Raw genomic sequence first — 10544 nt, 5'->3', positions numbered from 1 at the left:
AGTTAATCCGAAAGTTGAAAGCAATTCACAACATTAGCAACGGCACCAAAACACAGAATGTTGTTGTCAAAGATCAAAGTTAATCCGAAAGTTGAAAGCAATTCACAACTCAATTACCTGTTTGATCAGATGTTCTTTGTTGTCAAAGATCAAAGTTAATCCGAAAGTTGAAAGCAATTCACAACCAACATTTTCCGGCAATTTATCCTGCTGGAGTTGTCAAAGATCAAAGTTAATCCGAAAGTTGAAAGCAATTCACAACTGGTAGACTCAGCGACCGATTTCTGGGCGAGTTGTCAAAGATCAAAGTTAATCCGAAAGTTGAAAGCAATTCACAACTCCACGTAACTGGGCCTTGCAGCTTCTCCTGTTGTCAAAGACCAAAGTTAATCCGAAAGTTGAAAGCAATTCACAACGCTGCTTTGTGCGAACTCCTTTATTGTTGTGCCAGGCATGTTCATCAGCTGTAGGGTGTAGGCCCGAATGAGCGATGCAGTAGTATCATTAGCCAAGAGCAATGATGTTTGTAGTGAGCTGGAATCAGAAGAAAGCAGGTGACAAACATTCAATTTGGTGAAAATTTCCAGATTTATTTAGATACATATTAGATTTGTGAAGATAATCATTTAAAATGGAGGGAAACATTATTGAGTTCATTTTGGATAGAGAATTGACCCCACAAGGATTCAAAAAGAAGGGGAAAAGATGGTTTAAGGAGGAGCCGGAACTGATTAAGAAAGTTTTTCTCCAAAAGGCGTTTTACGGCAATCAATTCTATATTAATTTTGGATATATTATTAAAAAAATAGGCACTGAGAAATGGTTTCATATTGTCAACCGGCTTGGATCTAGTAATGACAACCGTAATGAGGAGTCTTTTATTAAGAATTTATTGGATTTGGATCATACAATGAATAACGATGATCGTACAATGTACTTGTCAAAATACATTCAAGATCAAGTTATAAGAGAGATGAATGATGTCGAAAATGAGGAAGGAGTTTTAAACAACTTAAAAAACAGGAACCATTTATTTGATGTGCCGCTAATTGTAAAGCAGTTTTTTAATCTGCCAATGGATTAGTAATTAGCTGATTTAATGATATTGAATACACTAATAAGTTTTAAACGATGAAAAAGTAGAAAGAATAATCCCTGGCAGATGAATATAATCAGATTTCTGAAAGGCATGCTTTTGTTCCTGTGTTTTTTTGCAGGCAATGCACAGGTTCCTCTGCCCACAACAGCGCAGATGGCCTGGCAGCAGGCCGAATTTGGGGTTGTGTTTCACTATGACCTGCATGTATTTGATGGCGAAAAATACAACCAGACCAATAACCGGATTGTTCCGGTTAAGGACTATAATATTTTTGCTCCTTCCCGGTTGAATACCGATCAATGGGTGGCCTCCGCCAAGGCCGCCGGCGCCACGTTTGCCATATTAACGGCAACCCATGAAACGGGATTTGCCCTTTATCAAAGCGATGTAAATCCTTATTGCCTTAAGGCCTTAAAATGGAGAAACGGCAAGGGCGACCTGGTACGTGATTTTGTAAATTCCTGCCGCCGGTATGGCTTAAAACCGGGCATTTATGTAGGCATCCGGTGGAATGCATTTTTGGGAATACACGACTTTAAAGTGGCGGGAGACGACCTTTTTGCAAAAAACCGGCAGGCGGCCTATAAACGGATGTGCGAGGGGATGGTGGAGGAGCTAACCACCCGCTACGGCGATCTTTTTATGATCTGGTTCGATGGCGGCGCATCCGACCCCAAAACCTATGGCGCCGATGTATTGCCCATTGTGGAAAAGAATCAGCCGGGATGCTTGTTTTATCATAATGCACAACGCGCTGATTTCAGATGGGGCGGCTCCGAATCCGGTACGGTGCCCTATCCCTGCTGGTCTACCTATCCGTTCCCTTTTTCGCATGCAAAAAATACGGACAGCGTTTTCAGCAATAATAAACGGTTATTAAAAGAAGGAGATGAGCACGGCAACTATTATATGCCGGCAATGTCGGATGCGCCGCTTCGGGGCTACAACGGCCGCCACGAATGGTTCTGGGAGCCCGGCGATACAGCTCATATCTATCCGGTACAGGAACTGGTAGCTATGTATTGCAATTCGGTGGGGCACAATTCCACGTTGATACTGGGGCTTACGCCAAACCCCGCGGGGCTGCTGGATCATCAGGATGTGGATACGCTAACCGCTTTTGGTAAAAAAATAAAAGAACTTTTCGGGACCCCCCTGGCGATCGCCCAAAAAAAGGATCAGCAAATAGTATACCTGGATATACCTGATGGTAAAACGCCCGCGTATTTGGTCATGGAGGAGGAGCTTGCAAAAGGACAACGTGTGAGGGCCTTTGAAATACAAACTTTCCGGAATCATAAATGGCAGACCCTGTTTTCCGGAAGCGCCATAGGACATAAATTCATTTACCGGTTAACATCCCGCCCGGGCAGCAGGCGATTCCGGCTGAAGATTACACATTCAGCCGGACCGCCGGCCATTCAGCTTTTTGCCGCCTATTGATCGGTTACAATACTAAAAAAATAAAAACCGGGTCATTATTCTCACAAGTATAAATAGGGCCGCTGATGAAATAAGGGTGTGGCGATGGTTGATAAGGATGCCCGGTTTGAATTATATTTGTCAGACTCCCCGTCAGAAATCTCTTTTACCTGTCGGCTGAATCCTGGGCAATCCTAATAACTGACGGAGAGCCCGGCTCCAAATCCCATATCACTGTCATAATGAGCACGCACACCAATATTTCTTGTAATGATGTATTGCAGGTCTGCCATATACTCCAGATCAGTATTAACCATAAAACCCGCCCGCAACCTTTTTGAGACGGGAATGTCTTCCCGCATCAGTTGTAACCGTACAATACCATCATGATAAACCTCCGCCTGAAAATTGACGAGCATGGGCAGTGTATACATAAAACCCAGACTTATTTGGCGCCGGGTATCCTTTTCGTTCTTTTGCCCAAACAGATTCTTTTCATGTTCATCCATTCCCATTTTGCGATACCGCCAGTCAAAACCGATAAACGGCATAAACCACTGCATTTTACCTATGTATCTTCCCAAATGGGTTTCTGCTTCATAACCATGCATACTGTTGTAGCCCAAACGCCATTCCGTTCCCAAAGACCATCGGGCATTTTGTAACATTGCCCCTCCATCATTCCCATTTGTAGCAAAATCATTCTGTATCATAAAATGCGCCATATTGCTTTCTCTTTGTAAGGCTTTATACGCCTGTTTTTTGTCTGGCAAATACGGGTTCTTGTAATCACCTACGGCAAATACCCGGTTCATACCTGACATCATGTGGTACAGGATATGGCAGTGAAAAAACCAGTCGCCTTCTTCATTTGCCAAAAACTCAATGGTGTCCGTTTCCATCGGCATAATATCCAGCACGTTCTTAAGAGGCGACTTTTCGCCCTTGCCGTTAATCACCCTGAAATCAAAGCCATGCAGGTGCATCGGGTGGCGCATCATCGAATTATTATGAATTGTAACGCGCAGGATTTCGCCCTTCTTCACCGGTATTTTATCTGTTTCTGACAGTATTTTATTATCCATGCTCCATACATAACGGTTCATATTTCCTGTAAGCGTAAACTTCAGCTCTTTAACCGGGGCATCTTTTGGAAGTGTAGTGTTGTGAGGCGATTGCAGCATCGCATAGTTCAACGTAGTAATATCTCCCAGAGCATTTGCGTTATATCGGTTGGGGTCACTATCCATGTTCATGTTATGCTGACTGTGATCCTTTTTTTTAAGTCCATCACCCGTTATCTCCGGGTACATGACCACGTTCATATCCATCTGGTTCAGGCTCATTTTCATTCCCATATCATCCAGGTCGCCGTTCATCTTCATCATGTCATTCATCATCTTCATCCCTTCAAAGTACTTTAACCGGGGAAGCGGGGATATCAGTTGTTTGATCCCATTGCCCACAAAATAACTTGCAGATTGGGTACGGTCTTCGGTAGTAGCCAAAAACTCGTAGGCAACGCCATCGTCTGGAATGGTAACAACAACATCGTACGTTTCTGAAACAGCTATGATCAGCCGGTCCACATCCACCGGTTCAACATCATTGCCATCATTGGCAACGACCGTCATTTTGCCACCCGCATACCGGAGCCAGAAATAGGAGGACGCCCCGCCGTTGGAGATCCGAAGTCTCACTTTATCGCCTGCCCCTAAAACCTTGCCCTCAACTGAATGGAGGTCCGAAGCAGGATGACCGTTGATCAGGATCCTGTCATAATATACATCGCTTACATCCATTGCCAGCATCCTCTTCCACTCATTCGTGAGCTTGGTTCTCAGTTTGCCCTCTTTTATTGCTTCCGTATAGGACTGTGTAGCATTTTTTTTAATAGCGGACCAATCATTCGCATTGTGCAACATTCTATTTATGTTGTCCGGATTGAGGTTGGTCCATTCACTTAAAATAATGGGTACGGCGGGCAAATCGTCAATACCCTTTCTAAAAGTCTTGTCACCGGTGCGCTTTTTCATGACAAAGCTGCCATACATGCCAATCTGCTCCTGCAAGCCCGAATGCGAGTGGTACCAGTGGGTACCGTTTTGAATGATGGGGAACCGGTACGTATAGACCGCTCCCGGTTTTATTGGCTTTTGAGTCAGATAAGGCACCCCGTCTTCCTTATTGGGCAGGAATACACCATGCCAATGCAGGGAGGTTCCCTCTTTCAGTTGATTATGCACCACTATTTCTGCTGTATCCCCCTCTGTAAATGTAAGGGTAGGCATTGGGATTTGCCCGTTTACGGCGATGGCCCTTTTGGATTTTCCGGCGTAGTTTACAATACTATCCTTTACATATAAATCATAACGCACTACCTTTTGTGCCATTACAGCTGACGACGCCATTATTAAAGCTGTTAACGGCAGCAACTTTTTTGAAAAAATGTTCTGTATATCCATTTTAAAATTCTTTTAGTCATTGTTATCGATCTGTCGGTTTAACCATGAAATTATTGTTTGAAATTCGTTCTGATCAAGCCCTGCTTTTCTATGAAACATTGTGTATGAAGGAAGCGGCATCTCCTTTGTTTCTATTTGCTTTTTCATTGAATTTAATAACCGGCTCTTTTTTCGGTTGGAATAGTTTCCCCAGTCATTAAAATTAAGCACATTTTTACCGTTTCGAATGTGATTCTCCACAATCATTCCTGCAGGCTGAATATAGTCGTACCATACGTAATTGGTATGATTACTATGGCAGTCATAGCAGGAGCTTTGTAGTATGGCTTTGACGTCAGCAGGCACATTAAAGGATTTTGCGATATCCGGGGCCTCAGCCTGTCCTTTACTAACATTCCTTGCCGGCCGATAAAACTGAATAGCGATAAAAAGGAACAATAAAACCAGGAATCCTATCCTAATCTTTTTTTTCATCCTTATATTCTTTTTTTACAGAGCCGCAGGTGATCATCTTGCTGCCGTAATAAGGATTCTTTATCTCCTTTGTTTCACTGATCCAGATTGCCCCCCTGCCATCATTAAACATGGGGCATTTGTCCTGATATAATTTTTGTGGGGCGCCAAACATCGCTATAAGATCATTTATATCTTTACTTAATGAAGCCAGGTGCTCTCTCTGGTGCTCAATTTTTCCGGCATTATCGCCAATATGTTCCGCGTTTTCCATAGCATCGTCTGCGATATCCATGTATTCCTTATGTTTATCGGCGGGTATGCGTTTCATATCAACAGCTTTGAGCGTTGCCAATAATTTTTTACCCGCATCTGCGGCCGATTTACCGTTATCTGCCACCAATGCATTTTTCAATGTCAGATAGTCGCTTACTATCGGAGCAATCAAAAGGCCTTTTGTCTCTTCTTGTACTGTCGGTTTTACATCCTTACTGTTTAATGGATCTCCGGAAACTGCCGCAACGGTATCGTTTTTCTTTAGTTGAGAAGCCGCCGGTAATTCGGGAACAGTCGGTGTATCGTTTGCAGGTTGTTCACTATTTTTACCGGACAACTGATTGCAGGATATTGCTGTAATGATCATGACAACAGTTACGATTGATAATATAATATTTTTCATTTTTATTTTTTGTTGATTTTTAAAAGACTTGTATCACCAGGATGCTCACGGGCGGCATTATGTTCATGAGCGGCTGATGAATTACTCAAGGGAACCAATGCCATACCGCAAAGCGGACATTTGCCCGGTTCGTCCTTTAGCACCTGCGGGGGCATGGGGCAGGTATATTTTGTCATAGTCTGCACTGTTTTTGATTTAAACACCCCTCTTAATTCAGGGTTTCAACAGTGCTGCCACAGGTCAGCATTTGCGAACCATAGTATGGATTCTTAATTATATTCTCTTTACTTAGCCAGTTTGCGCCCTTACCGTTATTGTACATGGGGCAATGCTGGTAATAAACAGGCCCATCCCGTTTCGACACCCTGGCCAATTCATAGATATTACCGGAAAGTGTTGCAAAAGCGCCTCTTTGCCTGCTGACATCCTTTGATTTTGAAATACTTTCTGCATTAGCCGTCAGGCTATTAAGTACTTTCATCCAGGCAGTATGTTCTTCTGCGGAGAGTTTATTCATATCCACCGCCTTAACAGCTGCAGCCAGTTCAGCAGCCTTTAGGGACGCTGCGGCACCCTCAGCTTTTACCAGCGCGTCTTTTAAAGCGAAATAACCATCAAATACCGCCTTTAACTGTGACGCATTTTGTGAAGTGGCCGATGGGGCCTTTTCGCTATGGGTTTGATTGCCGTGACCGTCTTTCATATCCATTCCGGCCTCCTTATTTTTGGCAACTGGCTTTGCTGTTCTGTCATAGCGGCAACATCCGGGCAGCTTTGCATATACGTCATCCGGAGCGAGAAATCTATCACTATCGTAGCCGGCCAGGGCAATACGTTTCAAAATTTCGTCAGGGTTTGTTTTCCCGCTATCATAGGTAAGGGTAGCCATTTTTGTGTCCTTGTTCCATACCACGCCGGCTACTTTTTTTACATTCCCTGCTTTTTCAATATTGGTTTTACACATATCGCAATTACCGTAGATCTTTACGGTTTCTGTTTTTGGATTGCTGATTTGTGCGAAGCTGGTTGTTCCCGACAGTAATACAGCGATTACCATCAACATTATTAACATTGATTTCATTATATTTTTTTTAAAGAATTACGGAAAATAGGAGACCCCGGATGCAGTAAATTGCTCCCGGCAAGATATATCTATGGCTGTACAGCCCTCGTTTCAGCTTATTTTAGGCGGTAGCCAAATGGACAAAAAGCCCGAAGAGTAGCAGGCTTTCATAAAGGAGAATTTCTTCTTTTCGGAACTTGCAAAAAGATCTTTTGCGCTTAATTCAACAGAAAAAGGCAGACTTACCGATGTAGTAGAGGTACTGCATTGACAGGAACTGTGATTGCAGCCGCCATTACAATTATGCCCCTCATGATTTACGTTTTTCTTACAGGTTTCTGTTTTGCAACAGCTTTTCTTTTCCGTTGTCTGAACTTGTTTTTTTTCGCAGGTAGGATGCGCTGTTTTTATCGCTTTACTTTTTGAACAGGAATAACTTTCCTTTGGGATGGCAAACAATCCCAATCCAAATAACAGTAACAGACTAATATTGCGCATTAAATATTTCAACGGCACAAAGCTATTAATAAAATGGTGAAAAATTATTAAATTTTATGATTTTTAACTTATGCCTGATGAGAAACAGCTTGCAATCGTTGAAAAAAAATAAAGGGACCGGTCCCGGGAGCAGATCGCTTAAAATGGAATTGATTCAGGAGGTGCTGCCTGTTTCATCAGGTTCGACTGATTGCCCTTCATTTAGCAGGAATGATTTTGCAAACAATCATTCCTGCTACCGCCGCAGGATAATACAAGTAGTCCATTAGTTTTGGCATTTTGGAGCCATTCTCCGTTCCTTTCCGGTAGTAGATGGACGGAATGGGGATGCCGTTTCTTCCCGTATACATTTGCTTAATGAAGGAAGGGGTTGTCTCAAAAGTCGCTTTACCGCATGATGTTGTTCTGATGATGTCATCCCCGGGCCGATGATGTCATCCCGGGGCCGAAGATGTCATCCCGGGACCGAAGATGTCATCCCGGGCTTGACCCGGGATCTATTCTCGGTTCAGCATCTATCAACGAACCATCATCTTCAGATGCCGAAACAATCCCGATCGCATACGCGTCAGGTTAGCAGGCAAACTGTACCCGCCGCATAGCGGTGATGAATAGTGTAAGAGCGGGTTTTAACCCCTCCTACCATCCGGACGAAGGGTTGAGAGCCGTCAGCCCGAAACATCTGCCGTGCCTATGGCACTCACATCTGTCTTTTGGCTGCTAACGTCGCGCTGAAGCACGACCTTCCCGTTCTAAAATCTATCCGGGGCTATGCCCCTCAAAGCCTTTAATAGCGCAGATTTGCCGGCATGCTTACATCCCCTTAACCTGACACGATAGGATCGCCATCGGGACGGCATGACAAATGAAAGACTTTTGAGGCCACAATAGTAATGGTGGCATTGCTGCGGTCCACCACATTGGAGGTAATTGTAACGGTCGTGTTTTGATAGCCGGTAACGGGCTCATTATATCCCATCTGGCTGGTTGCCTCTGTGTATTTGAAAAGTACCGCACCGGTGATAAGCCCCGGCCTCCCGGTTTGAAATCGGCTGTTTTAAACCAGGGGTTTATGCTGCCGCCTGCGAACCGGTCTACATTGCTCCCTGCGCTAAAACAGCTCCTTTAAAATTACGGTAACCTGTAGCGGTAATGCCTTCGGTATAAGAGCCGGCCGGTGCTACCAGGGGATACCTGAAGGGAACACCGTCTCCTCCGCGACCCGGGATCTGGTTAAAAGGCCTGCGGTCCGGGGCCCAAACGGTTTGCTTAAAGCGGGGATCCAGGGTCCTTCCCAATACATTCAGGGAGTCAGCGCCATCGGCCGCTGCCGGGTTCCGTCCATTTTCAGGCACATATCCACCGGGCAATAAGCATAGTTGCTGCCGGCTCAATTACAGTCAAAAACTCCCGGCCATCTTTTCCGGGCATGGCATCACCACGGCAGTGAGAAGGTTTTTACAAAAGTGAAGCATTTAATCGCTTCAATGACGCCTTCTTTTATTCCCAGGCCGGAATCTTTAATACCCCCAAACGGCGAGCTCTCGATCCGGTAACCCGGTACTTCGTTGATGTTTACCGTGCCTACTTTTAGCTCTTTTACAAAGCGGAGCGCATCATCCATATTATTGGTTACAATACCGCTGGAAAGGCCGTAAGCCGTGGAATTGCTCAGGGCGATCGCATCATCTATATCCTTAAATGTAAGGATCGGGGCCAGGGGACCAAAGGCCTCGTGCACAACGATGTCTGCATGGCGCGGTACATCATCGATTACCGTAGGCTCCATAAGTGCGCCACGGCGCCTGCCGCCGAGCAACACCCGGGCGCCCTGAGCTACAGCTTTATTGACCATGTTTTCCAGGCAGATGGCTGCGGCTTCATCAATTACGGTTCCTACAAGGGTTTCGGGGTCCGCCGGATCACCACAGGTATATTCCCCGGCTTTTTTGACAAACTTTTCTACAAAGGCGTCTTTTATTTTTTGATGGATCAGTATCCGTTTTACGGCGGTGCAGCGTTGCCCGCTGTTGCGGAAAGCGCCCTCGGCTGCCAGCAGCACGGCTTTGTCAAGATCGGCATCTTCCATGATAATAACCGGGTCATTACCGCCCAACTCCAGTATTACTTTTTTATAACCGGCGGCGGCGGCAATGTGCTTGCCCACCGGCACGCTTCCGGTGAAAGAGACAATGTCTACCCGGTGATCTTTTACCAGTGGCTCGGCCACTTCATTGGTTGGCCCCAAAAGCACACTCAGCATATTTTTGGGCAACCCCGCTTCGTAGAGGAGCTCCGTGAGGCGGATTGCCGTAAGCGGAGTTTTTTCCGATGGTTTTAAAATAACCGGACAGCCGGCTGCAATAGCCGGGGCTATCTTATGGGCTACCTGGTTAAGCGGATGATTAAAAGGAGTGATGGCAACGCCCAGGTTTAAGGGCTCCCGTAGTGTAAATATTTTTCTTGCTTTTCCGGCGGGCGATATGTCGCAGGAAAAGATTTGCCCGTCATCCTTCAGGCATTCAATGGCGGCAAACATGAGCACATCATGCGCGCGTCCTGTTTCATAAACGGCTTCGCGTATGGCCAGCCCCGATTCTGCGCTGATGAGGTCTGCTATTTCTTTGCGGTGTTCGCTCAGCAACTGCCGCGTTTTTTCAAGGATCTGGTACCGTTCGTAGCGCGTTAATTTAGTTCCTGTTGCCAGGGCCCGGGTTATTGCTTTTTCCACATCGGCGGCACCTGCGGTTGTTACGGTTCCAACCAGGCGCCCGTCGTAGGGGCTTTTTACTTCCAGCAGGCGATTGTTTTGTACCGGTTCTCCGGCTATATAGCTGGTTGCTCTTATGGGTTGTGTTTGCATTG

The 10544-nt window shown here is 45.3% G+C and carries 11 protein-coding genes; 2 read left to right on the top strand and 9 right to left on the bottom strand.

The genetic code is table 11. The features are described from left to right. Positions 1-631 precede the first annotated feature (631 nt). Together GGU45_RS00215 and GGU45_RS00210 are read left to right on the top strand one after the other, a co-directional pair. Positions 632-1084: a DUF4304 domain-containing protein gene (locus GGU45_RS00215; protein WP_435220907.1), complete on the top strand. Its 453-nt coding sequence runs from the start codon at positions 632-634 to the stop codon at positions 1082-1084. Positions 1085-1162: 78 nt separating this feature from the next. Next, the gene (locus tag GGU45_RS00210) at positions 1163-2542 is read left to right on the top strand and encodes an alpha-L-fucosidase (RefSeq protein ID WP_435220905.1); all 1380 of its coding nucleotides are present in this window, start codon (positions 1163-1165) and stop codon (positions 2540-2542) included. Positions 2543-2715: 173 nt separating this feature from the next. On the opposite strand, the gene GGU45_RS00205 is transcribed toward GGU45_RS00210, so the two are convergent. From GGU45_RS00205 to phnY, 9 genes are all read right to left on the bottom strand, one after another. After that, a complete protein-coding gene (locus tag GGU45_RS00205) occupies positions 2716-4932 on the bottom strand; it encodes a multicopper oxidase domain-containing protein (RefSeq protein WP_435220903.1) in 2217 nt (738 codons plus the stop codon). 66 nt (positions 4933-4998) lie between these two features. After that, positions 4999-5460: a heme-binding domain-containing protein gene (locus GGU45_RS00200; RefSeq protein ID WP_435220902.1), complete on the bottom strand. Its 462-nt coding sequence runs from the start codon at positions 5458-5460 to the stop codon at positions 4999-5001. Next, positions 5444-6118: a DUF3347 domain-containing protein gene (locus tag GGU45_RS00195; RefSeq protein ID WP_435220901.1), complete on the bottom strand. Its 675-nt coding sequence runs from the start codon at positions 6116-6118 to the stop codon at positions 5444-5446. The genes GGU45_RS00200 and GGU45_RS00195 overlap by 17 nt, the downstream gene beginning before the upstream one ends. A gap of 2 nt (positions 6119-6120) precedes the next feature. After that, positions 6121-6294, bottom strand: coding sequence for a heavy metal-binding domain-containing protein (locus tag GGU45_RS00190; protein ID WP_435220899.1), 174 nt, complete (start codon positions 6292-6294; stop codon positions 6121-6123). Positions 6295-6326: 32 nt separating this feature from the next. After that, positions 6327-7199 carry a DUF3347 domain-containing protein gene (locus tag GGU45_RS00185; RefSeq protein WP_435220897.1) on the bottom strand — a complete coding sequence of 291 codons (873 nt, stop codon included), beginning with the start codon at positions 7197-7199 and terminating at the stop codon, positions 6327-6329. A 677-nt stretch (positions 7200-7876) separates the two neighbouring features. Continuing rightward, positions 7877-8029, bottom strand: coding sequence for a hypothetical protein (locus GGU45_RS00180; RefSeq protein ID WP_435220895.1), 153 nt, complete (start codon positions 8027-8029; stop codon positions 7877-7879). A gap of 473 nt (positions 8030-8502) precedes the next feature. Continuing rightward, a complete protein-coding gene (locus GGU45_RS00175; protein WP_435220894.1) occupies positions 8503-8658 on the bottom strand; it encodes a hypothetical protein in 156 nt (51 codons plus the stop codon). Between the two features lie 115 nt (positions 8659-8773). Then, positions 8774-9034, bottom strand: a complete 261-nt coding sequence (locus GGU45_RS00170; RefSeq protein ID WP_435220892.1) for a hypothetical protein — start codon at positions 9032-9034, stop codon at positions 8774-8776. Positions 9035-9114: 80 nt separating this feature from the next. Next, entirely contained in the window at positions 9115-10542 is a 1428-nt protein-coding gene (gene phnY / locus GGU45_RS00165; protein ID WP_435220890.1) for a phosphonoacetaldehyde dehydrogenase, read from the bottom strand. Positions 10543-10544 lie beyond the last annotated feature (2 nt).

This window comes from Niabella hirudinis, assembly GCF_051201075.1.
GTDB lineage: Bacteria > Bacteroidota > Bacteroidia > Chitinophagales > Chitinophagaceae > Niabella > Niabella hirudinis.
The sequence above is the reverse complement of the archived record's forward strand: the minus strand, read 5'-3'. Positions and strand labels throughout refer to the sequence as shown.

Bases quoted from the DNA above. Each gene is read 5' to 3' on its own strand.
- GGU45_RS00180 (WP_435220895.1), bottom strand. From the start codon at position 8,029: ATGTATACGGGAAGAAACGGCATCCCCATTCCGTCCATCTACTACCGG.
- GGU45_RS00215 (WP_435220907.1), top strand. From the start codon at position 632: ATGGAGGGAAACATTATTGAGTTCATTTTGGATAGAGAATTGACCCCA.
- GGU45_RS00200 (WP_435220902.1), bottom strand. From the start codon at position 5,460: ATGAAAAAAAAGATTAGGATAGGATTCCTGGTTTTATTGTTCCTTTTT.
- GGU45_RS00190 (WP_435220899.1), bottom strand. From the start codon at position 6,294: ATGACAAAATATACCTGCCCCATGCCCCCGCAGGTGCTAAAGGACGAA.
- GGU45_RS00210 (WP_435220905.1), top strand. From the start codon at position 1,163: ATGAATATAATCAGATTTCTGAAAGGCATGCTTTTGTTCCTGTGTTTT.
- phnY (WP_435220890.1), bottom strand. From the start codon at position 10,542: ATGCAAACACAACCCATAAGAGCAACCAGCTATATAGCCGGAGAACCG.
- GGU45_RS00175 (WP_435220894.1), bottom strand. From the start codon at position 8,658: ATGGGATATAATGAGCCCGTTACCGGCTATCAAAACACGACCGTTACA.
- GGU45_RS00185 (WP_435220897.1), bottom strand. From the start codon at position 7,199: ATGAAATCAATGTTAATAATGTTGATGGTAATCGCTGTATTACTGTCG.
- GGU45_RS00195 (WP_435220901.1), bottom strand. From the start codon at position 6,118: ATGAAAAATATTATATTATCAATCGTAACTGTTGTCATGATCATTACA.
- GGU45_RS00205 (WP_435220903.1), bottom strand. From the start codon at position 4,932: ATGGCGTCGTCAGCTGTAATGGCACAAAAGGTAGTGCGTTATGATTTA.